The following is a 21,317-nucleotide window of genomic DNA, read 5'->3' on the forward strand; positions in this document are numbered from 1 at the left end:
ACGGATCGCCCGTCGAGTGGCGTGCTGATCAGTCACACGGCTGTTTCGTGACCGAAGCGCTTTTGCACGGAACCCACCCTCTCACGGACACGAATGGCCAACGCCGGCGGTACCCACTCGACGGTCCGCGACGATGCCCCCTGCTGGCGTTCGGGCTCGGTCTCCTCTGTCTCCTCGCGATGGTTCCGGTCACGCTGGGCGCGCTCGCGGGGTATCTCACGCTCGGTGCCGCCGTCCCCGTACTCGCCGTCGGCGCCGCCGCCACCGTCGTCTCACTGGTCGCGGCCTGAGCCGAACACCGCCAGGAGTACGAGCGTCGTCACCGACAGTGTCACCGCTCCATACAGCGGCAGCGACGCCGGGCCGTTACCGAGCAGCCAGCCCAGCGCCTCCGTCACCACCAACGGCAGCACCAGCAACGCCCCGACGGCGACGGCTCGGCGACGGTGCGCGGCGTGACTGCGCGACCAGAACCCCCGGCGGAGCGCCGCGTCGCCGGCGCCGGCGCCGACCACGGGGCCGACGACGACCGAGACCAACAGGAGCGCCATCGACCCGTTGCCCACGATCTCCCCGAGCCAGAGCCAGCGCACCACGGCCGCGACGCCGGAGAGCGCCCGCCAGACGGCCGTCGCTCCGAACAGCGCCGCGACGACGCGCTGGGTAGCTCGGGGCGGCACGGCCGCGGCTTGGGCGAAAAGTGGCAAAACGGTACCGGTGGGCGAGCCGCCAGTCGGCGCCCCCGTGGCGAGACCGGGACCTTTTCTGGGGCAACGCCGACGCACGGGTATGGAGATCGCCGGCAAGTCGCTTCGTCGACGAGTGCTGACCGCGCTAGCAGTGTTCGTCGTGCTCGTCGTCTGGGACTACGCCACCGGGTCGTCGGTCGAGTGGACCGTCAACCTGCTCGTGCCGCCGCTGTTTTTCGCGTTCTCGGTGCTGGTCGACCTGGGCGTCCAGCGCTGGCTACGGGAGTAGAACGAAAGAGTCCCCGGCCGAGCGGAGTCGCTCAGTTGACTTCGATGTCGATCCCGTCGTCGCCCCCGACTTGGGGAGTTCGACGGTGAGCACGCCGTTCTCGTAGCTCGCCGCGGCCTCGTGTTCGTCCACGTCCGTCGGCAGCGATACCGTCCGGCTGACCGCGCGCTGGCTGCGCTCGCGGCGGTAGTACTGCGTCTCCTCGTCTTCCGACTCGGTCTCGGTGCTGCGCTCGGCCGAGATCCGTAGCTGTCGGTCGCTGACCGACACGTCGATCTCCTCGGGGTCGAAGCCGGGGACGTCGGCGACGACGACGATCTCGTCGTCGGCGTCGGCCACGTCGACGTGGATGCCGCCACCGGCGCCGCCGGCGTCGAACTCCTGGCTCATCTCGGCGAAGCCGGAGTTGAGCTGTTCGAACAGTTCTTCGATCTCCTTGAACGGATCGCGTCGGTTGGGCATATCTGAAGAAACGAGCCGAGCGCTGTTAAGGATTACCGCCACGGGAAACGGCTCCGGCCGGGCAGGCCGCTACTCGACGACGTGGTGGGTGTCGTAGGAGCCGAGTCGGCGGACCCAACCGTCGGCACAGATCGCTTCGACCTCCGCCAGCGCCTCCTGAGTGCGGGCCTCGTACAGGCCCGCCTCGATGTCGAAGTGGAAGCAGTAGTCGCCGAGGCGGCGGCCGCTCGGCCGCGACTCGATCCGGGAGAGGTTGATGTCCCGGTCCGCGAACGCCTCCAGCAGTTCGAGCAGGAGGCCGGGGTAGTTCGCGCCGGGGTAGACGACGAGGCTGGTTTTCCCGCCGGCCTCCGAGCGCTCGCTCTCGGGGCGACGACCAGGAAGCGAGTGGCGTTCGAGTCCCGGTCCTGGATGTTCTCGGCGATGCGCTGGAGCGGGTGCGCGTCGTCGTCCGCTTGCCCCGGCGAGCCGGCGTTCGCCGGGTGGCCGATGGCTGCAACTGAGGGGTCCTTCCGAGCGCGCTCGACGCCGCGTGCCGTCGAGGCCACCGCCTCCTGGGCCACGTCGGGGTAGTTCTCCGTCAGGTACTCCCGGCACTGCGCCAGCGCCTGCGGGTGGGACGCGACGGTGTCGAACTCGGGCTCCCGTGCGAGCAGGGCGTGCCGGATCGGGGAGACGATCTCCTGGACGACGCTCACCTCGCGGTCGGCCAGGGCGTCGAGGCTCTCGTCGACCGAGCCCTCGATACTGTTCTCGACGGGGACGACGCCGCGCTCGAACTCGCCGTCGGCGACGGCCGCGACGATCTCGGTCACCGACTCCCGGAAGCTGACCGCTCCCTCGTCGGCGATCGACTGCGCTGCGCGGTGGGAGTACGTCCCCGCCGGCCCCAGCGTGACCACGTGCATGCCACGGCGTTCGCGAGGGCTCGGGAAAAGCGCGTCGGCAAGTCGGAACCGCTACAGGTCGGCGATGTCGGCCAGTTCGATGGCCTCGGTTTCGGTATTACCACGCTTGCCCGTCAGCGTGGTGTCGTTCTCGTCGCCGTCGCTTTGAACGACGCCACCACTTCGCGGCCGGGTTCGAGCGCCAGTCGCTCCCGACTCTCCTCGGTCACAAGCGCCGAGAGCGGCGCCTCGGCGCCCACGTCGACCGACACCCGACAGACCGACTCGCCCCGCTCGACGTCGACGACCGTGCCCGAAAATCGGTTGCGCGCACTCGTCGCGCCGCCCGCAGGGGCGTCCGCGGGCTCGTGCAGCGTCACCGCGTCGGCGCGCAGGACGACCTCGACGGCGTCGGCGTCGGGCGGCACCAGCGCCCGGACCTCGCCCGCAGGCGTCTCGACGATCCCCAGCTCCCCCTCGCGTTCGAGCACGTCGCCGTCGAGCACCGTCTCCGTCGTCTCGGCGATAGCCGTGTAGCCCACTCGCAGGCGATCGAACGCCGCCAACAAGTCGTGGGCGCGATCGGTGAGCACGCTCCCCCCGCCGCCGCTGCCGCCGCGCTGGCGCTCGACAAGCGGACCGAAGGCGTCCTCCAGATCGGTGAGCCGGTCGTGCGCCCGGGAGTACGACCGCCCCAGGGTCGACGCCGCGGCGTTCAGCGATCCGGCGTCGTCGACGGTCCGAAGCAGTTCGGCGTCGCGCTGCCCGAACGCTACACCGTCGGCCCGGAGGGTGGCGTCGAACCCTGCGTCCATACGCCTCCTGCGGGCAGCACCGGCAAAACGGTTCTGGGGCTGCTCGGGGACAACTCAGATCGTGGTACCACGACCCTCGGAAGGGTTATCCCCGGGAGCGGTGTACGTTTGTTTGCAATGGCAAACGGTACGGTTGATTTCTTCAACGACACGGGCGGCTACGGTTTCATCGAGACTGAGGACGCGGACGACGACGTGTTCTTCCACATGGAAGACGTCGGCGGCCCCGACCTGGAGGAGGGTGAAGAAGTAGAGTTCGAGATCGAACAGGCAGACAAGGGTCCGCGCGCGACGAACGTCGTCCGGAACTAACGGTTCTCAGTCGCCCCGAGGCGACAAACCCGTTCTCACGATCGACGAGCGACAGCGCTTCCCAACAGGGATGCCGCTGACAGTAGAACGATCGTTTTCTGTATCGCGGTAATTGGTTTACGTTGCGGCAAGTCAGCAGCTGAGCACAACGCTAGAGATGCCACAAGCGGACGGAACCCCGCCAGAGAGCAACCAACGAGGGAGAATCGGCCATCCCGAACCGATCGCGCGCTTCAGCAGAGGTCGACGAAGTTCTTCAGGATGGTCAGCCCGGTCTCGCCGCTTTTCTCGGGGTGGAACTGCGTCCCGAACACGGTGCCGTCGTCGTTGGCGACGACCGCGGGGAACGTGACGCCGTACTCGGTGTCGGCGACGATCGCGTGGTCGTCCGCCGGTTCGGCGTAGTAGGAGTGGACGAAGTAAGCGTGTTCGCCGTCGACGGAGCCGCCGCGGCCGCCGTCGACGCCGGTCACGAGGGGGTGCTCACGGACCACGTTGAGTTCGTTCCAGCCCATGTGGGGCACCTTCTGGTCGCCCCGGAAGCGCACGTTCGTGCCCGGGACGAACCCCAGCCCCTCGACGGCGCCCTGTCCGGCGTGTTCGGCCTCCTCGCTCTCGGCGAGTAGCATCTGCATGCCGAGGCAGATCCCGAACAGCGGGGTGTCCGAGGCCGCCACGTCTTCGAGCGCGTCACGGTAGGGGTCCGCGTTCTCCATCCCCTCGCGGAACGCCCCGACGCCCGGAAGCACGACGCCGTCAGCGTCGTCGAACCGGTCGGGGTCGTCCGTGATGGTCACCGATGCGCCCGCGCGTTCGAGCCCCCTCGTGACGCTCCGGAGGTTGCCGAGGCCGTAGTCGACGACGACGACGTCGGCGTGCGTGTCCATACGCGAGCCTGCGGTTCCGTGGGTCAAGTGACTTTCTGTCGCGGCGTCGAAAGCGCAAACCCACCGTGGCTGAACGTCGGGGCCGGCGAGTGAGGAGATCGACTCAGTAGTCGCCCAACCGGGACTGGCCACCGTCGGCGTCAGCGAGCCCGGAGAGTTCGGCCGCGTGCGCGATCGCGTCGGTGAACGTGTCCCGCTGGGAGGCGTCGTACAGCGTCGCCGCGGGGTGGACCGAGATCAGCACGCGTTGGGACCGCTCGCCGACGCGGGCGTCCTGCACCTCGCCCGCTTCCTTCGTTACCGCGACCGAGCGATCCAGCAGGTGCTCCGTCGGCACTTTCCCCAGCGTGACCACCAGATCCGGGTCGACCGCCGCGATCTCCGCCTCGAGATACCCCCGACAGTTCGCGAGCTCCTCTTTGTGCGGGTCCCGGTTGTCCGGCGGCCGACAGCGCACGCAGTTGGTGATCCGCACGTCCGCACGCGAGAGCCCGGCGTCCCGCAGCGCCTCGTCGAGCACGTCGCCGGATCGGCCGACGAACGGCTCCCCGCCCTCGTCCTCGTACTGGCCGGGCGCTTCCCCCAGAAACAGCAGATCGGCGTCGTCGGGGCCGACGCCGTTGACGATGCGGCTCCTGGACGCCACCAGCGCCGGACAGCGCTCGCAGGACTCCACGCAGAGACCGTCGGTCTCGCTCATACCGGACCCCGGGCGGCGACGGGCTTGAAGGGTGGCGCTTCGCGCCGGAACTTTCGAGTCGACAGCGGCGAAGGGAGCACTCGTGCTTCCGATCATCGACGGCCACAACGACACACTGCTGGCTGCCACCAGCGACCGCGCGGGCGGCGAGTTCCTCGCCGAGAGCGGCGACGGCCACCTCGATCTCGCCCGTGCCGAGGACGCCGGACTCGCCGCAGGGATCTTCGCCATGTTCGTGCCCAACGAGGGCGACCTCGACTACGACGAGCTCCCGCCAGCGGTCGACCACGAGCGTGCCCGCCGCGTCGTCGACGAACAGTTCGCGACCCTCCACGACTGGGCCGACGCGACCGATCGATTCCGCGTCGTCGGCGGTATCGACGATCTCGACGCCTGTCTCGACGGCGAGGCGGTCGGCGCGGTCCCCCACATCGAGGGCGCAGCAGCTGTCAGCCCGGACCTTATAAACCTTAAATCGCTATACGAAAACGGCCTGCGGTCGCTCGGGCTCGTCTGGTCGCGGCCGAACGCGTTCGCCCACGGCGCCCCGTTCAAACACGGCGCCACGCCGGACATCGGGCCGGGGCTGACCGAGGCGGGGTTCGACCTCGTCGAGGCCTGCGAGGAGTTGGGAATCGTCGTCGATCTGGCGCACCTGAACGCCGCCGGCTTCTGGGACGTCGACGCGACGATCGACGCCCCGCTGGTGGTCTCACACGCCGGCGCCCACGCCATCTCGCCGTCGTCGCGGAACCTCACCGACGACGAACTCGACGCGATCGCCGACAGCGGTGGCATCGTCGGCTGCACGTTCGGCACCCCCACCTCCGTCCGGACGGCGAGCGCGGGGCCGACGCGTCGTTGTCGACGCTGCTGGATCACATCGAGTACTTCGCCGACCGGATGGGCGTCGAGCACGTCGGCCTCGGGTCGGACTTCGACGGCGCGACGATCCCCGAGGCAGTCGGCGACGTACGGGGGCTCCGGGACGTGCTCGCGGGGCTCGAAGCGCGGGGGTTCGACCGGCCCACGCGGGAAGCCATCGCGTACGGAAACTGGCGCCGCGTACTGGCTGCATGGTGGAACTAATCCGGCATCGGGGCGAAATTTTTAACCTCTGAACGGGGTGAACGAGCGTATGGTCGAAGCGCTGGCGGTGGCGAGCGGCAAGGGCGGGGTGGGGAAGACCACCAGCACGCTCGCCCTGGGGATGGCCCTCGCCGACGAGTACGACGTGACCGTCGTCGACGCCGACACGGGGATGGCGAACCTCTGTTTTCACACCGGCCTCGCGGACGCAGACACCACGCTTCAGGACCTCCTGCTCGCCGACTCGAACGCGGCCGTCGAGGACGCCGTCTACGATCGGTTCGGGCTCTCGCTGGTCCCCTGTGGCACGTCACTGGCAGCGTTTCGGGACGCGGACCCGACACGCCTGCGGACGGTCATCGCCGAACTGGCCGCGGACACCGACGTGCTCCTGCTCGACTCCGCGGCCGCACTGGGGTCGCAGTCGGCAGTGCTCCCCCTCGTGCTCGCGGACCGCACGGTGGTCGTGCTTCAGCCCACCATCCCCTCGCTCTCGGACGGGCTGAAAGTGCAGGAGTACGCCCGGTCCTACGGCACCGAAACCGCCGGCGTGCTGTTCAACCGCGTGCAGGACGACGCGGCGATCGACCGCGTCGCGGAACAGGCCGAGCGGTACTTCGGCGGCCCGACGCTGGCGACGGTCCCGGAGAGCGACGCCGCGCGGGCGGCCCGACGGGCGGGCGAGCCCCTGCTCGCGTACGCGCCCGACGCCGCGGCCGCAACCGCGTACCGCCGGGCGGCCGACGGACTCGATCTGCAGGACGGCGACGAGGACGCGGTCGCCGATCGGTTCCGTTCGGCGGTGATCCCCGAGCCCCCATGACCGGGCCTGGCGCCGCCGACCTGGAGATCCCGCGGGGCCGACTGGTTCGCTCCCGAGTCGGCGTCGCGAGCGCGCTCCGGGCCGCGTTCTCCCGGGAGCTGACGGGGTACGCCCGGATCGAACCGGACTCGCTGCTGGCCGACGGCGAGCCGGGCGTCATCACCTTCGCTGAGGGTGTCCCCCGCGCTGCCTACTGCGAACGGTCGGCCGGACGTGGGGAGCGAGGCGGCGACAGCCACGAGCTCGGACGTGGCGACCGGCCGGTCGGGAGCGACAGCCGCGGCGTCGACGCCCTGGCCGCTCTCGCGGGGCCGGGCCCCTGCTCGGTCGAACTGTACGAACTCCCCGCGGACACGCTCGTGACAGTCCACGACGCCCCCGAGTTCTCGGTGCCGCCGGGCGCGCCCGCCGAGCAGTTGGCGGACGATCCCGCGCTGGCCGACCGAACCCGGGAGCGGGCGCCCGACGACGCCCACGACGGCGACGCCAGCGCGCTGGAGTCGTTCCTCGAAGACGAGGAGCGCATCGCCGCGATCCAGAAGGAGGCCCGAGCGGAGGCCGAACAGCGGGCCGAAGAGTGGGGACTCGACGGCGAGTTGGAGTAGCCCCGGCCGGACACTGCACGGGGAGCGCGGACGCGGGGGATCCGCGCGGGTGGTTGCGTGTCGAGTCGTCAGGCCGTCCCGGGGTCGTGGCCATGGCCGGCGAGGAACGCGACGGCGTTCAGCGCCAGCAGCGCACAGAACACGACCGGCCGGTCCCACACCGCGCCAGTGGCGACCATCGGGAGGTACGTCAGTGGGAGGGCAACCGCGGACCAAAACGCCGCGGCGCGGACGGGACCGAGCATCGACGCCGCGAACGAGATCGCCGAGCGGGGAAGCTCGCTGCCGCGGACGCGCGACAGAGTGGAGGGTTCGGAGGTGGACATACTGTCTCTACTCAACCCATAGACGGGGGACCACGTATAACGCCAGCTTCGTACAGGTCACTTCGCTTCGTTTTACGGGGTGTCGAGGCGGTGACTGACGTTTTACGACCGCTTCAGAATCGCCGAAACAGTTTATCGGACGTTTTCAACCGGTTTCGTCGGATCGCCCAAACGAAGGCGCTATGAGGGGTTCGTCACCCGCGACTCGGGACCGGCGACGGCGTCGCCGACAACCCGGCAGAGAGTGTGGCACACCCGGAGGCTTTTGCTCGCTGGGGCAGATTCGACGGGCATGCCGACTGAACTCCCAGATGCCGAGTACCAGTCCCGACTCCGCGAAGTCCGGGGAAGCTCGCGAACACCGACGCCGACGCCGCCGTCTGGTTCTCCGCGACGAGCATCCACTACGTCTCCGGCTTCGAGCACGTCCAGACCGAGCGCCCGGTCTGTCTGGCGGTCACCGACGACCGCATCGAGATCGTCGTGCCGCGACTGGAGGTCGAGCGCGTCGAAACCGTCGACCGCATCGACGACGTGCACCACTACTTCGACTACCCGCAGGGCCGCCCCATCGAGGTCGTCGCCGAGATGCTCGACGGGCTCGGCGCCGAGACCGTCGCCGCCGACGCCGACGGCGCGCCGGGCGTGATGGGGTACGAGGGGCCCGCACTCTCGGACTTCGTCGACGTGGAGACCCAGTCGTGGGTCTCTCGGATGCGCTGGGAGAAAACCGACGCCGAGATCGACCTGATCCGGGAGTCCGCCAAGTGGGGGAACCTCGCCCACCGCTACCTCGCCGAGTACACCGAGCCCGGCGCCCACCCGGCGACCGTCTCCCAGAAGGCCTCGACGGAGGCCTCCCGGGCGATGCTCGACACGCTGGGCGACCAGTTCGTCGAGAACGTCCGGGCGTCCGGCCCGGCCCGCGCGGGCTACATCTCCGCCCACGAGACCGCACTCCCACACGGGCACACGCCGAACCAGCGACTTGAGCGGGGGGACGTGCTCGTTACCGGCGCCTCCGCGAACGTCGACGGCTACGGCTCCGAGCTCGAGCGGACGATGTTCGTCGGCGAGGTCAGCGACGAGCAGGAGCACTACTTCGAGCTGATGGTCGAAGCGCAGGACATCGCCATCGACGCGCTCGGTCCGGGCGTGCCGCTGTCCCACGTCGACGAGCAGGTCTGGGAGTTCTTCGAGGAGCAGGGGATCACCGACCTCGCCCAGCACCACGTCGGCCACAACATCGGCCTCGGCGGCCACGAACCGCCGTACATCGACCAGGGCTGGGGCGACTACGACCACGTCGACGACGCCGACGCCGAGATGCAGCCCGGCCAGGTGTACACCATCGAACCCGGCATCTACACCGAGGACGCGGGGTACCGCCACTCCGACACGATCGCCATCACCGAGGACGGCGTCGAGTGGCTGACGTACTACCCGCGTGACCTCGAGTCGAACGTCATCACGGAGCGCTGACACTGGGCTGTCACAGCCCGTAATCGCGAGCTTTTTCCTCGGGAGCGACCGACGCGAGCGGCCGCAGTGAAAGGCGGTATCGGCGTTGCCGCCCGGTATCGAACCCACTAAGGCGGGTACGAACCACGAACGCACAATGAGTCTCACGCTCGGCGACGCCAGCGCGGCCCCCGGCGAGACCGCCACCGGGCGGCTCCGGGTTGGCGAGCGCCGCGACGGGAGCCCCGTCTCCCTACCGGTCTGTGTGGTCAACGGCGCCGACGACGGCGAAACCCTGTATCTGCAGGCGGTCTCGGACGGCGACGAACTCAACGGCCTCGGCGTGCTCACCCGGGTGGTCCCGCGACTCGACCCCGCCGAACTCTCGGGGGCGGTCCTGATCGTCGGCATCGTCAACGTCCACGCGTTCCAGATCGCCGAGCACCGCAACCCCATCGACGACACGAAGATGAACCGGGCCTACCCCGGCGACGAGGCGGGAACCAGCTCCGAGCGCATCGCCGCCGCGACGTTCGACGCCGCCAGCCGCGCGGACTACGTGCTCGACCTCCACCAGGGCTCGACCTCGCGGATGCTCAACGAGGCCCGGGTGCGCTGTGGCCGCCACCACCGAATGCACGGCGACTGCCTCGAACTCGCGAAGGCCTTTGGCACGGGCCACGTGCTCGACCAGAAGGGCCCCGACGGCCAGTTGGCCCGCGCGGCGCCCGACGAGGGGATCCCCACGATCGACCCCGAACTCGGCGGCTGTGTGGGCTGGGACGAGGAGAGCATCCAGTACGGCGTCGAGGGCGTGTTCAACGTCCTCCGGCACTACGGCTTTCTCGACGGCGAGGCGTCGATGGCCGAGCAGACTCGCGCCGCGGGGTTCGACCAGTACCGCACGCCGGCGGGCGGGCTCGTCCGGTTCCGGGCGGAGCTGGGCGAGGCGATCCACCCGGGCGACACGTTGTTCGAGATCACCGACCCGTTCGGCCAGCTGACGAGCCGAGTCACCGCCGATAGCGAGGGGATCTTCTGGCGCTCGCGGCGGCTCCCGCAGGTCGCAACCGGCGAGTACGTCTGCTCGGTGGCGACGGGGGTCGACGCCTACTGACGATGCCCGACACCGAGCCCGCACGCCTCGTCTGCCCGGACTGCGGCGCCGAGTACGCCGACCGCTGGCGCTGCACCTGCGGCCACCCCTCGAGTTCGCCCGCCAGCCGCTCCCGGACGGACCAGCGCCCGATCCGGCCGCCTTCGACACCCGCGAGGGCCTCTGGGCGTTCGCCGACTTCCTCCCCGTCGAGAAACGGGTCAGCCTCGGCGAGGGGATGACGCCGCTGCAGTACGCCCCCGACTGGGACGCCGAGTTCAAACTGGAGTACGTGTTCCCCACCGGCTCGTTCAAGGACCGCGGCGCGACGGCGACGCTCTCCCGAGCCGCCGAACTCGGCGTCGAAAAGGTGGTCGAGGACTCCTCGGGCAACGCCGGCGCGGCGATCGCGACCTACGCCGCCCGAGCCGGGATCGACGCCGAGATCTACGTCCCCGCGAGCGTGAAGGCGAGCAAGCTCCGGGCGATCGAAGCCGCCGGCGCGACGCCGGTCCGAATCGAGGGCACCCGACAGGACGTGACCGACGCCTGCGTGGCGGAGGCGGTCGGGGGGACGAAGGTGCGACCGGCGACGGTCGGCCGGGCGCCGACGCCTGGTACGCCTCCCACGCCTGGAACCCCGCCTTCTTCGCCGGCACGGCGACGGTCGCCTACGAGACCGCGCTCCAGCGCGACTGGACGGCGCCGGACGCGGTCGTAACCCCCTGGGCCACGGGACGCTGTTCCTCGGCGCCTACCGCGGGTTCCGGGCACTGAAACACGCTGGCTGGATCGACGAAATCCCCCGGATGTACGGCGCCCAGGCCGCGGGCTACGCCCCATCGCCGCCGAACTGCACGGCGACGCTGCGGGCGCGAACGAGGTGGCCGACGGCATCCAGATCCGCGACCCCGTCCAGAGAGACGCCATCCTCGACGCGATCGACGCCACCGGCGGCGACGCCATCGCGATCGCGGAAGGCCCGGCTCAAGACGAGCTCGGGCGGCTCCACCGCGCGGGGTTCTACACCGAGCCGACCTGCGCGGTCGCGCCCGCAGCCCTCGCGGAACTACGCGACCGCGGCGAGATCGGCGCGGACGAGGACGTGGTCGTGCCGCTGACTGGGAGCGGACTGAAAGGATGACCGACTTTCCGCCCACGTTCTGCCCGTACTGCGGCGCCGAACTCCGGAACGACGGGCCGCAGCACCGCTGCCAGGACTGCGGAAGCGGGGTGTACCACTCGCCGGCGGTCGCCGCCGGTGTCGCCGTCGTCGACGGGGGTGCGGCGGGCGAGGACCCGCGCGTGCTGCTCGGCGAGCGGGGCGTACCCCGGCCGAGGGACGGTTCTCGACACCCGCGGGCCACGTCGACTTCGGCGAGTCGCCGCGGGAGGCGGCCGCCCGGGAACTCGAAGAGGAGGCCGGCCTGCGCGTCGATCCCGACGCCCTCCGACTGCTCGAAGCCCGGGACCTCGAAACCGTCGTCCCCGAACCGGGGCTGACCGACGCGAAGCAGGTGATCTGTGTGGACTACGCCGTCTCGCTGGGTGCGACAGACGGAGAGCCGACGGCCACCGACGATCTCGCGGGCGTCCGCTGGGTCGACGAATCGGCGTTCGACGGGATCGAGTGGGCGTACACCGACGACGTGGCGGTTTTTCGGGCGGCGATCGCGGCCGTGGAGGACTGAGGCCCGAACCGTTTTCCCCCGCCCGCGAACCACCCACCGTGATCGCCGTCGACGCCGACTACTGCCCGCTCTGTGGCGCCCCCGTCGAGCGCCGCGAGATCGACGGCCGCGAGCGGGCCTACTGCCCGGACTGCGAGCGCACCCTCTGGCGCAACGCCGTGCCGGGCGCCTCCGTCGCGGTCGTCGACGGCGACGAAGTCTGCTGCATCCGCCGGGGGCAGCCGCCGAAGGCGGGCGCGTGGGCGCTCCCCGGCGGCCACGCCGAGCACGACGAGCCGCTGCCCGAGGCTGCCGCACGGGAGTTGGCGGAGGAGACCGGGCTGGTCGTCGACGCCGACACGCTGGCGGTCGCCGGCACGCGGCTCGCGGTCGGCCCGGAGCGCAACCACGCGGTCGTCTTCTTCGTCGTCGACCGGACGGCGACCGCGGGGAGCCTCGATCCCGGGACGGACGCCGCCGAAGCGGCGTTTCTCACGGTGGCGGAGTACGCGAGCCGGGAGACCGTCCACGACGCGAGCGTGCTCGAAACCGCGCTCGAAACGCGCTAACGCTCGGGGTGCGTCGGCGCGTCGAACCCGCCGCGGACGAGCGGCTTCGCGATGTGGCGGCGGGCACAGGGCGGCACCTCGTACCAGCCGCGTTCGAGGTCGCGGTCGATCTGGGCCTCGGTTTTCCCCGGCGCGTTCGTCCCACAGTCCCGACAGCGGTACCCCTGGTTCCGGCCGGCCGAACCCATCGTGTTGCCGCAGTCGGGGCAGACGGGGGTGCGCTTCGCGGTCCGGTTCAGCCCCCGAACCGCGAACTTCTCGAGTTTGAGCGTCCCCTCGCTGACCTCGCCGCAGGCGGTGAGTTCGTCACCCGCTCGCAGCGCGCGGACGCGGTCGCGGAACCGCTTGGTCGGCTCGAACGCCGCGGCGTCGATCGTCTCGCCCTCGTCCCCCGGATCGGGGCGAACACGTGGCCGCCCGCCCGGGTTTCGGGGTCGCCGGCGACGACGCAGTCGACGCGGTAGGCGCGACCGTCCCGGAGAGTGGAGAGGTCCGCGACCGCCACGTCCCGGAGGTGGGCGTCGGTGCCCTGGTTCGTCCGAAACAGTGCGGTGCGCTCGACTGGCTCCGAGTTGATCTGTCCAGCCATCGCCGCGAGCACCGCCGGATCGTCGCCCCGGAGCCCGTAGAGGATCGGCCCGGGGGCGCTGGGCACGCAGACGGCCTCGTCCTCGACGCGGTCGACAGTGTCCCACGCGTCCGGGTACGCCTCGTCGGCCGCGGCGAACAGGCTCGCCTCGTCGACCGCTCGGGGGTACCACACCGGTCGAACTCGCGGTAGGCGATCAGCTCGTACGTCCACTCCGAGAACGCGCGGGCGGCACCGATGGCCGCGAGCGCGCCGATACGGCCGTGGCCGCCGGCCCAGCCGTCGGTGTCGAAGCCGGCCGCTGCGGCCAGGTCGAGCGCGTCGTCGAGGCTGTGGAACTGTCGGACGGCGTCGCGAGCGAACTGGGCGACCGAGTCGGGAACGTCGGCCGGGTCGCAGTCGGCGACGACCAGCCCCGGCGACGTTCTGGGGTCGTCGGTCTCGGCCAGCGGTTCGAGTTCGTCGCGGGCGATGGCCGCGGCGCGGTCGGCATCGAGGTCGGTGTGGATCGCGAGCGCGGCGTTCCCGCGGGTCTTGCGCTCGACTGCGGGGTTGAGCCGGATCAGCAGGTGCTCGTCGATCGACCCGCCGGCGGCCGCGATCCGCTCGGCGACGCGGGCCGCGAGGTAGGTCGTGCACATCCCCCGCTCCCGGGAGTCAGTGTCGTCGACGCCGATGACGGTCACGGCCGGAGGCAGGCGGTCTGGGGCAAGGGGGTTTCGCGTCGGGCGCCGGTCGGCGGGGCGAGCGGTCGCCGAACCGGCGAATCGGCGGATAGCGCGGCGGTGGGTGGACACAACGCATATATGGCGTGAGTCGCCTACGTCACCGTATGAGCCGTACAGCGCTGATCGAGAACGTTACGGCGATGCTGCAGGATGCCGGGTTCCTCGTCAGCGAGCGCTGTGCGATCCGGCCGAAGAGCTTCGACGTCGCCGCCCGCCGCGGCGAGGAGCTCGTGCTGCTGAAAGTGCTGGGCAACGTCGACGCCTTCGACGCCGCGACCGGACAGGAGATGCGCCGACTGGGTGAGTACCTCTCGGCGACGCCGATGGTCGTGGGGATGCGCACCCGGGACGAGGAGCTCAAGCCCGAGGTGGTGTACTTCCGCCACGGCGTGCCCGCGATCCACCCCGACACGGCCTTCGACCTGTTCGTCGAGGACGTGCCGCCGCTGATCTACGCCGCCCCGGCGGCCTCTACGTCAACATCGACGGCGAGCTGCTCTCCGAGACCCGTGAGGCCCAGGACTGGAGCCTCGGGAAGCTCGCCTCGGAGCTGGGCGTCTCCCGCCGCACCGTCTCGAAGTACGAGGACGGGATGAACGCCTCCATCGACGTGGCGGTCAGGCTCGAGGAGCTGTTCGACCGGCCGTTCACGGCGCCGATGGACGTGATGGAGGGTGCCGAGGAGGTCCGCGACGCCGAGCCGACCCCGACCCGCCGGAGGCGGACCCGGACGACGAGCACGTCGTCGGCGTCTTGACGCGAGCGGGCTTTACCGTCCACCCGACGACGCGGGCGCCGTTCAACAGCGTCTCCGAGGACGAGGAGCGCCGCGGCCGCGACGGCGCGAAGCTACTCACCGGCCACTCCGAGTTCACTCCCAGCGCCGAGAAGCGCGCCCGGATCATGTCCTCACTGGGGCAGGTCACCAAGACGCGCTCGGTGTACTTCGTCGAGGAGGGCGCAAAGCGCACGTCGGTGAAAGGCACCGCGCTGGTGTCCTGTGAGGAGCTCGCCGACACCGACGACCCCGAGGCGGTGCGCGACCTGATCCGCGAGCGCGCGGCCGAGCCGGGCGAAGCCTGATACCCGGGCCGGTTTTCGACCGACTACGCCGGGCCGTCCCCGTACGTTTTCTCGAGATACGCCACGATGTCGCGGCTCTCGGGCATCCCCTCGACGCCGTGGGCCTCGTCGACGAGCACCGGGACGCCGGTCTGGCCCGACACCTCCTCGACCTCGGTTCGCTGGCTGTGAGCCGCCGGGACTTCGATCGTGTCGTACTCCAGCCCCAGTTCGTCGAGCTTGTCGGCGACCCTGATACAGAACGGACAGCCCGGCAGTTCGTAGAGCGTGATGTTCGCCATACACGGGGTTGGACGGAGACACGCAAAAGCACCGCGACGCCGGCGAGCACCCCAGCTATCTCGGACGCCGGCCGCGTGGCGGTCAGCGCACGCGGTCACGCAGCGACCGGAACCCGTCGGCGAGGCGGTCGCGTTCGCGGATCGCCTCGGCGAGCCCCCAGCCCGACAGCAGCAACACGGCGCCGACGACGCCCGCGAACTCCCAGGAACTCAGCCAGACCGGACGGAACCACGGCGCCAACCGCCCCAGAGCCCCGCGAACTCGATCACGGGCGATTCGACGACGGTTCCCTGTGCGTTCGCCGCGAGCCAGGAGGAGAACGTCGCCGAGAGCCCGCCGGCGGAGCCGTACACCGCTTTGTGGCCGCTCACGCCCTGGTCGCGCATCGTCGGGCCGTTCGACTCGTCGCCGGTGCCGAGGCGTTCGGCGTCGTACGGCGACCACGTGGCGAAGTACTCCCAGACGATCTCACCCTGTGGCGTGATCTCGATCACGCGGTGGTTCATCGAGTCGACGACCAGCGTGTTGCCGTTGGGGAGGCGGTCGGCGTCCCGCGGCCAGGAGAGCGACGCCGAGGAGCCCGCGCTCCAGACGTGCTCCCACTCGCCGTCGTCGTTCTTCGTGTACTCGATCACGCGGTCGTTCTCGCTGTCGGCGACGAGGATCGTCGGCTCGCCGGCCGCCGTCGTGAGCCAGTCGGGGTTGTGCTGTTCGTACAGCGTCGAGTGGTCGCCGTCCTCGCCGAGGCGCTCGGTGATCTCCTTCGACTCGATGTTGACGGCGATCACCTGATCGAAGTTCCGGGGCGAGAGCAGCAGTTCGGTGCCGTTCCGGATCACCTCCACGTCGTTGACGTGGGTCCAGTCCTCCGCGAAGCCGCCGTCGGTGCTGTTGGGGTAGTGGTTCCGGAACCGCCACTCCCAGTCGATCTCGCCTTCGGTGCGATCGTACAGCACCACGCGATCGTTCGAACACTGGCAGGACTCGTTCCACTGCCGCATGTTGGCGATCGCGAGATGGGTCTCGTTGTACACGTCGATGTCGTGGGTGTCGTGGAACGGCAGCGTCTCCTGCCAGACGCGCTCGCGGTTGTCGCGGTTGAGCTCGTAGACGGTCGTGCCGTCGGGGTTGGTCGAGACGACGAGCAGATTGCCGTTCGGCAGCGGGTCCACGTCGTAGAACCACCGGGCGCCGAGTGCGTCCTCGTACAGCCAGTTGGTGGTGGCGTTCCCGTCGGCGGAGGCGATGCGGGCGGGCTTCTTGCGGTTGCCCTGGCCCTGGAAGTGGTAGCCCTGGATCCCGACGACCGTGGCGTTGGCCGCCGGCTGGTCGATCGTTCCGGGGCCGAGCTCGCTCGGCGAGTCGGACGGGTCGTCGCCGATCCCGAGGGCGGCGCCCGCGGCGGGTGCCAGCAGCGAGAGGGCGAGCAGCAGGGCCACCCCACGGACCAGCCAGCGCCGGGGTGGGAGACTGCGTTGCATAGTCGCGAAAACAGCGGGGAGCGGGAAGGTGTTGCGGTCGCGGGCGGCTACATCACGCCGCTGGTCCGCACCGCGAAGTAGACCACGAACGCGCCCGCGAGGATCCACTGGCCGACGTGGATGTCGTCGAGCTCGCCGGCGCCGAGTTTCACGAGGGGTAGGAGACGATGCCGGCCGCGATCCCGTAGGCGATCGAGAAGGTGAACGGCATCACCATGATCGTCATCCCCGCCGGGATCGCGTAGGTGAGATCGTCCCACGCGATCTCGACGGCGTTGCCGAGCATCACGACGCCGATGACCACCAGCGCGATGTGGGAGGCGTACTCCGGGATCCCGGCTGCGAGCGGGACGAACGCCAGCGAGAGCAGGAACAGGCCGGCGACGGTCAGCGCCGTCAGGCCGGTGCGGCCGCCCTCCTCGACGCCGGTGGCGGACTCGATGTACGTCGTCACCGTCGACGTGCCGAGCATCCCGCCGACGGTGGTGCCGACCGCGTCGGCCATCAGCGGCTTGTCGATGTCGGGGAGGTTCCCCTCGTCGTCGAGGAAGCCCGCGGACTGACCGACGCCGACCAGAGTGCCCGCGGTGTCGAAGAAGTCGACGAAGAAGAACGTGAACACGATGAGTGCGAACGTGAACGCGTCGACGTTCGCGAACCCGTCGAGGAACGCCCCGGCCAGTGGCCGGATGTCGTACGCCGCGAGGCTGTACGTCGTCGTCGAGCCAGTGAGGAAGATGTCCGTCGCGATCGAGGCGCCACCGGGCACGTTCTCGGGGTTGTAGGCGGTGTAGCCAAGCGCCGCGGCGGCGTAGCCGACGACGGTCGTCCCGAGGATGCCGACGACGATGGAGCCGCGGACGCCGCGGGCGTACAGCGCGAACGTGAACAGGAGGCCGGCGACCGAGATCAGCGCGACCGGATCGTTCGCGATCACCGGCGAGAGCGTCAGGAACGTCGCGGGGTCGCTCGCGACGACCCGCATCGACTCGAAGCCGATCAGCGCCAGGAACAGGCCGATCCCGGAGCCGACGGCGAGTTTGACCGGTTCGGGGAAGAGCCGGATCACGTACTCACGCGCGCCGACGGCGGTGAGCGCGATGAAGATGACCCCCTCGACGACGACGGCGGCAAGCGCGGTCTGCCACGGCACGCCCATCCCGAGGACGACCGTGAACGCGAAGAAGGCGTTCAGCCCGAGCCCGGGCGCCTGCGCGAACGGGCGGTTGGCGTAGAACGCCATCACCAGCGTCGCCGTCGCCGCGGAGATGATCGTGACCACGGCGAGCATCGCGATCAGGCGGCCGTCGCCGACGCCCTCGATGTCGATCGCGGCCGCGAGGATCGCGGGGTTGACGACCACGATGTAGCTCATGGTCAAGAACGTGGTCAACCCCGCCAGGAGTTCGGTCCTGACGGTGGTGTCGTGGCTATCCAGCTCGAAGTAGTCGGCCAGCGTCTCTGTGAGACCCATCCGTATAGGTGCATATCGTGACGGTGGTGTACTTGAGGCTTTCCGTACGATATACACATACACGTCCAACCAGCCCCGGAAACCGGCCGATCAGCGGCGCTGACCGGCGTGGGTATACACGGGTATGGATAACGAGATGTCCGCGGATCGACGCTATCGGTCGTCGAACGTCGTGAGCGCGCCGACGGGGCGTCGGTGATCTCGCGGGCGCGGTCCAGCCCCTCGTCGCCGACGGCGATGAGGGTAAACACGCCGCCGACGGTGGCGTCGGACTGGGCGACGATGTCGAGCAGCAGTTCCTGGGTCTCGCCCGAGCGGATCAGGTCGTCGACGACGAGGACCGTATCGCCGGCGGAGACGGCGTCGGCGGGGAGGTAGTAGGTGAGTTCGATCCCCGAAGCGAGCCGCTGGCGGGACTCGACGAACTCCTCGACGGCGGTCTCCTTGCGCTTCTTGGCGTAGGCGATGTCGGCGTCGAAGTAGGAGGCCATCGCGGCGCCGAGCGTGATGCCGTCGGTCGCGGCGGTGAGCACCACGTCCGGGCGCTCGAACGCGAAGGACTCGGCGGCGACGGGCGCGACGAGGTCCAGGAACGACTGGTCGAACACCACGGCGCTGTTGTCGACGTACCCCTCGTCGTCGGCGGTGACCCGCGAGCGGAGTTCGTCGGCGAGCGCCTCGCGGCCGATGCTCTCGACGGTCTCGCGGGCGCGCTCGACGCCCGGGAGCACGTGCCCGTTGACGTAGCGGTTCAGGTCGCCGGCCGGCAGGCCGGTGAGTTCGGCGAGTTCGTCGTACGTTCGGCTGCGCTTCAGCGTCCGCAGAACGGCGACGGCCCGCAGTTGGAGGGCCGCCTTCTCGGCACGGTTCATGAACACCCTCACGGTTGCACAAGTATGAACACTTCGAAGGGCGGTCGTGCGGAAAGCGAACAGCGTGGTGGGTCGACCACCGTGATCGTCGCTACCGGTCTGCGAGCAGGTCGGAGGCGGTCACGAGCGCCTCCATCTCGACGCCGTGATCGGCGAGGTTCTCCCGGCCGCCCTCCTCGCGGTCGACGACCAGCAGCGCGCGGTTCACCTCGGCGCCGGCGTCGCGGAGCGCTTGGACGGCGTCGACGGCGGACTGGCCGGTGGTGGCGATGTCCTCGACGACGACGACCTCCTCGCCCTCGCTGAGTCGGCCCTCGATGCGGTTGCCGGTGCCGTACTCCTTGGCCTGCTTGCGCGCGATGACGTAGGGCACGTCGGCGGTGATGCTCGTCGCCGCGGCGAGGGGGACGCCGCCCAGCGCGACGCCGCCGAGCTTCTCGCCGTCGAGTCGCTCGGCGAACGCCTCGGCGATCAGGCGGAGACAACGCGGGTCGGTCTCGAACAGGTACTTGTCGACGTAGTAGTCGCTGGTGCCGCCGTGGGAGAGTTCGAACTCGCCGTACTGGACCGCGTCGGCGTCGCGGAGCGCCTCGATCAGGTCGTCGGACATGAACGAGGGTGGGCGTTGGGTCGGCAAAAACCGGTCGGTGCGGCGCTCACCAGGGCTCGTCTTTCACGCCGAGCCAGTACGCGATCCCGTTCGTCCCGAGGTGGAGCAACGGCGTGACGACGACGACGACGGCGACGCGGGCGAGCGTGAACACCGACAGCGTCCAGTCGGGCGCGAACAGCAGCGCGAGCAGCAGCGCGCCGACGACGAAGTCGAGTTGGTCGAGCCCGGGGAAGGCGGCGCCGCGCTCGCGGCCGGAGCGCCGCTTGACGAACGAGGCGCCGATGTCGCCAAGCATCGCGCCGAGCGCGAGGCCGACGGCCGCGTTGATCGGGAAGCCGGGGAGCGTGATCCCCAGCGCGTCGCCGACCGCGGGTGCGGCGGCGTCGAGGACGAGCGCGAGCGCGACGCCGATCGCGGTGCCGACCGCGGTGCCGCGCCAGGTTTTGCCGTCGCCGAGCAGGCGCGCCCCGCCGAGGGTGCGGCCGCCGTCGATCGGGCGGCCGCCGCCCGCGAGGACGGCCGCGTTGTTCGGGACGTACGCCGGGAGCATCGCCCAGAGCGCGCCGGCGATGAGTTCGAGCATGGGCGGGGGAGGAGTGGCCGAGTGGTAAAGTCCGGGGGTCTACCCGGCGACGTGAGCCGGGGAGGACCGGGGTCTACCCGGCAACGTGAACCGAGGAAGACCGGGGGTCTATTCGGCACAGAGCCGTAGAGGGAACGGTCATCGCCGCCGCGACTCGGCACTAGGGCTAAATACGGGCCTTTTTCAGGCCGAAGAACCTCCTTCGAGTTATGCAGGGTAGTCTGCCGCCCGAGGCACAAGAGAAGATCGAGGAGCTACAGGACCTTCAGGAGACAACCGAGCAGCTTGCGGCCCAGAAGACGCAGGCCGAGACCTCGCTCAACGAGGCCCAGACCGCCCTCGAGGCGCTGGACGACATCGACGAGGACACGACGATGTACCGAGAGATCGGCGAGCTCCTCGTCAACACCGACTACGACAGCGCCAAGTCGGACCTCGAGGAGAAAGTCGACAGCCTCGAAGTGCGCGTCGACCAGCTCGAGAAGCGCGAGCAGAAGACCCAGGAGCAGTTCGAGGAGCTCCAGGAAGAGCTGCAGCAGCTCCTCCAGGGCGGCGAGGGCGGCGGTCCGATGGGCCCCGGCGGCCCCGGCGCCGGCGCGTAAATGAGCGACGCGGAACCGACCGACGAGGAGGTCGTCGAAACCGCCAGCGCGGCCGCCGAAGGGCTCGTGCTGGACCGCTACAAGCAGTCTGAGCTGACGGATCTGGACGTGACGGTCACGTTCGAGGACGGCGTCCTCGAAGTCGACGTGTACGTCAACCCCCCCGACGACGCCGACGCCGACGCGGAGGCAGTCGCCGACGAGGCGGCCCGCGCGGCCCACGACGCCGTCGAGGAGCTTTTCGACTGAGCGCGGCGCCACGCCGCCGCTCGCTACTCCTCTCAGCGCCCAGCTTTCTCTCGCGGCGCTCTCGCGGATCGACGGACGGCG

Annotated in this window: 21 protein-coding genes and 8 pseudogenes; 14 read left to right on the forward strand and 15 right to left on the reverse strand. The window is 70.1% G+C overall.

Annotation, left to right across the window (positions count from 1 at the left end):
• Positions 1 to 272 precede the first annotated feature (272 nt).
• Positions 273 to 680, reverse strand: coding sequence for a hypothetical protein (locus SY89_RS01815; RefSeq protein ID WP_054582924.1), 408 nt, complete (start codon positions 678 to 680; stop codon positions 273 to 275).
• A 109-nt stretch (positions 681 to 789) separates the two neighbouring features.
• On the opposite strand from SY89_RS01815, the gene SY89_RS01820 reads away from it, so the two are divergent.
• Positions 790 to 978 carry a hypothetical protein gene (locus SY89_RS01820; RefSeq protein WP_054582925.1) on the forward strand — a complete coding sequence of 63 codons (189 nt, stop codon included), beginning with the start codon at positions 790 to 792 and terminating at the stop codon, positions 976 to 978.
• Here SY89_RS01820 and SY89_RS01825 read toward each other — a convergent pair.
• From SY89_RS01825 to SY89_RS01835, 3 genes and pseudogenes are all read right to left on the reverse strand, one after another.
• Positions 967 to 1,440 (reverse strand): Hsp20/alpha crystallin family protein, encoded by a 474-nt coding sequence (locus SY89_RS01825; RefSeq protein ID WP_080506564.1) that lies wholly within the window; start codon positions 1,438 to 1,440, stop codon positions 967 to 969. The genes SY89_RS01820 and SY89_RS01825 overlap by 12 nt on opposite strands.
• A gap of 69 nt (positions 1,441 to 1,509) precedes the next feature.
• Positions 1,510 to 2,348: pseudogene (pheA, locus tag SY89_RS01830) on the reverse strand (prephenate dehydratase).
• A gap of 113 nt (positions 2,349 to 2,461) precedes the next feature.
• The gene (locus tag SY89_RS01835) at positions 2,462 to 3,142 is read right to left on the reverse strand and encodes a TOBE domain-containing protein (RefSeq protein WP_054582926.1); all 681 of its coding nucleotides are present in this window, start codon (positions 3,140 to 3,142) and stop codon (positions 2,462 to 2,464) included.
• A 117-nt stretch (positions 3,143 to 3,259) separates the two neighbouring features.
• Here SY89_RS01835 and SY89_RS01840 point away from each other — a divergent pair, with 117 nt between their 5' ends.
• Positions 3,260 to 3,454, forward strand: coding sequence for a cold-shock protein (locus SY89_RS01840; RefSeq protein WP_049981878.1), 195 nt, complete (start codon positions 3,260 to 3,262; stop codon positions 3,452 to 3,454).
• Positions 3,455 to 3,687: 233 nt separating this feature from the next.
• Here the strand turns inward: SY89_RS01840 and hisH are convergent, their stop codons facing one another.
• A complete protein-coding gene (gene hisH, locus SY89_RS01845; protein ID WP_054582927.1) occupies positions 3,688 to 4,341 on the reverse strand; it encodes an imidazole glycerol phosphate synthase subunit HisH in 654 nt (217 codons plus the stop codon).
• Positions 4,342 to 4,444: 103 nt separating this feature from the next.
• A complete protein-coding gene (locus SY89_RS01850) occupies positions 4,445 to 5,041 on the reverse strand; it encodes a uracil-DNA glycosylase (protein WP_054582928.1) in 597 nt (198 codons plus the stop codon).
• 82 nt (positions 5,042 to 5,123) lie between these two features.
• Here SY89_RS01850 and SY89_RS01855 point away from each other — a divergent pair.
• The 4 genes and pseudogenes from SY89_RS01855 to SY89_RS01865 form a co-directional block, all read left to right on the forward strand.
• A pseudogene (locus SY89_RS01855) lies at positions 5,124 to 5,813 on the forward strand (dipeptidase); the annotation flags it as partial.
• Positions 5,814 to 5,944: 131 nt separating this feature from the next.
• Positions 5,945 to 6,130 carry a membrane dipeptidase gene (locus SY89_RS19440; protein WP_394325745.1) on the forward strand — a complete coding sequence of 62 codons (186 nt, stop codon included), beginning with the start codon at positions 5,945 to 5,947 and terminating at the stop codon, positions 6,128 to 6,130.
• 49 nt (positions 6,131 to 6,179) lie between these two features.
• Positions 6,180 to 6,953: a nucleotide-binding protein gene (locus tag SY89_RS01860; RefSeq protein ID WP_054582929.1), complete on the forward strand. Its 774-nt coding sequence runs from the start codon at positions 6,180 to 6,182 to the stop codon at positions 6,951 to 6,953.
• Positions 6,950 to 7,558, forward strand: coding sequence for a hypothetical protein (locus SY89_RS01865; RefSeq protein ID WP_054582930.1), 609 nt, complete (start codon positions 6,950 to 6,952; stop codon positions 7,556 to 7,558). Before SY89_RS01860 ends, SY89_RS01865 begins: the two co-directional genes overlap by 4 nt.
• A gap of 68 nt (positions 7,559 to 7,626) precedes the next feature.
• Here SY89_RS01865 and SY89_RS16985 read toward each other — a convergent pair whose 3' ends face one another.
• A complete protein-coding gene (locus SY89_RS16985) occupies positions 7,627 to 7,803 on the reverse strand; it encodes a hypothetical protein (protein ID WP_189319088.1) in 177 nt (58 codons plus the stop codon).
• Between the two features lie 373 nt (positions 7,804 to 8,176).
• On the opposite strand from SY89_RS16985, the pseudogene SY89_RS01875 reads away from it, so the two are divergent.
• The 5 genes and pseudogenes from SY89_RS01875 (at position 8,177) to SY89_RS16995 (ending at position 12,680) form a co-directional block, all read left to right on the forward strand.
• Positions 8,177 to 9,366, forward strand: a pseudogene (locus SY89_RS01875) (M24 family metallopeptidase).
• Positions 9,367 to 9,502: 136 nt separating this feature from the next.
• Positions 9,503 to 10,462 (forward strand): succinylglutamate desuccinylase/aspartoacylase family protein, encoded by a 960-nt coding sequence (locus SY89_RS01880; RefSeq protein ID WP_054582932.1) that lies wholly within the window; start codon positions 9,503 to 9,505, stop codon positions 10,460 to 10,462.
• Positions 10,463 to 10,464: 2 nt separating this feature from the next.
• Positions 10,465 to 11,585: pseudogene (locus SY89_RS01885) on the forward strand (pyridoxal-phosphate dependent enzyme).
• Between the two features lie 76 nt (positions 11,586 to 11,661).
• The gene (locus tag SY89_RS16990; RefSeq protein WP_239685636.1) at positions 11,662 to 12,132 is read left to right on the forward strand and encodes an NUDIX domain-containing protein; all 471 of its coding nucleotides are present in this window, start codon (positions 11,662 to 11,664) and stop codon (positions 12,130 to 12,132) included.
• 38 nt (positions 12,133 to 12,170) lie between these two features.
• Positions 12,171 to 12,680 (forward strand): NUDIX hydrolase, encoded by a 510-nt coding sequence (locus SY89_RS16995; RefSeq protein WP_054582933.1) that lies wholly within the window; start codon positions 12,171 to 12,173, stop codon positions 12,678 to 12,680.
• On the opposite strand, the pseudogene SY89_RS01895 reads toward SY89_RS16995, so the two are convergent.
• Positions 12,677 to 13,955 (reverse strand): annotated as a pseudogene (locus SY89_RS01895) (TiaS agmantine-binding domain-containing protein). The gene SY89_RS16995 and the pseudogene SY89_RS01895 overlap by 4 nt on opposite strands.
• Before the next feature lie 146 nt (positions 13,956 to 14,101).
• Here SY89_RS01895 and SY89_RS01900 point away from each other — a divergent pair.
• Positions 14,102 to 15,080, forward strand: a pseudogene (locus tag SY89_RS01900) (transcriptional regulator).
• Positions 15,081 to 15,103: 23 nt separating this feature from the next.
• On the opposite strand, the gene SY89_RS01905 reads toward SY89_RS01900, so the two are convergent.
• The 7 genes and pseudogenes from SY89_RS01905 to SY89_RS01930 form a co-directional block, all read right to left on the reverse strand.
• Positions 15,104 to 15,361, reverse strand: a complete 258-nt coding sequence (locus SY89_RS01905) for a glutaredoxin family protein (RefSeq protein WP_054582934.1) — start codon at positions 15,359 to 15,361, stop codon at positions 15,104 to 15,106.
• Positions 15,362 to 15,443: 82 nt separating this feature from the next.
• Entirely contained in the window at positions 15,444 to 15,602 is a 159-nt protein-coding gene (locus tag SY89_RS18010; protein WP_239685489.1) for a hypothetical protein, read from the reverse strand.
• Positions 15,572 to 16,843, reverse strand: coding sequence for an aryl-sulfate sulfotransferase (locus SY89_RS01910; protein ID WP_239685490.1), 1,272 nt, complete (start codon positions 16,841 to 16,843; stop codon positions 15,572 to 15,574). Before SY89_RS01910 ends, SY89_RS18010 begins: the two co-directional genes overlap by 31 nt.
• A gap of 47 nt (positions 16,844 to 16,890) precedes the next feature.
• Positions 16,891 to 18,317, reverse strand: a pseudogene (locus SY89_RS01915) (NCS2 family permease).
• A 153-nt stretch (positions 18,318 to 18,470) separates the two neighbouring features.
• Positions 18,471 to 19,189 (reverse strand): annotated as a pseudogene (locus tag SY89_RS01920) (phosphoribosyltransferase family protein).
• A 91-nt stretch (positions 19,190 to 19,280) separates the two neighbouring features.
• The gene (gene pyrE / locus SY89_RS01925) at positions 19,281 to 19,799 is read right to left on the reverse strand and encodes an orotate phosphoribosyltransferase (protein WP_054582935.1); all 519 of its coding nucleotides are present in this window, start codon (positions 19,797 to 19,799) and stop codon (positions 19,281 to 19,283) included.
• 46 nt (positions 19,800 to 19,845) lie between these two features.
• Positions 19,846 to 20,385, reverse strand: a complete 540-nt coding sequence (locus SY89_RS01930) for a CDP-2,3-bis-(O-geranylgeranyl)-sn-glycerol synthase (RefSeq protein WP_054582936.1) — start codon at positions 20,383 to 20,385, stop codon at positions 19,846 to 19,848.
• Between the two features lie 209 nt (positions 20,386 to 20,594).
• Between SY89_RS01930 and SY89_RS01935 the strand changes: the two genes are divergently transcribed.
• A complete protein-coding gene (locus SY89_RS01935) occupies positions 20,595 to 20,987 on the forward strand; it encodes a prefoldin subunit beta (RefSeq protein ID WP_054582937.1) in 393 nt (130 codons plus the stop codon).
• Complete coding sequence (locus SY89_RS01940; protein WP_054582938.1) at positions 20,988 to 21,236, forward strand: DUF3194 domain-containing protein; 249 nt, start codon at positions 20,988 to 20,990, stop codon at positions 21,234 to 21,236.
• Positions 21,237 to 21,317 lie beyond the last annotated feature (81 nt).

This window comes from Halolamina pelagica (assembly GCF_001307315.1).
In the GTDB taxonomy this organism is placed as follows: Archaea; Halobacteriota; Halobacteria; order Halobacteriales; family Haloferacaceae; genus Halolamina; species Halolamina pelagica_B.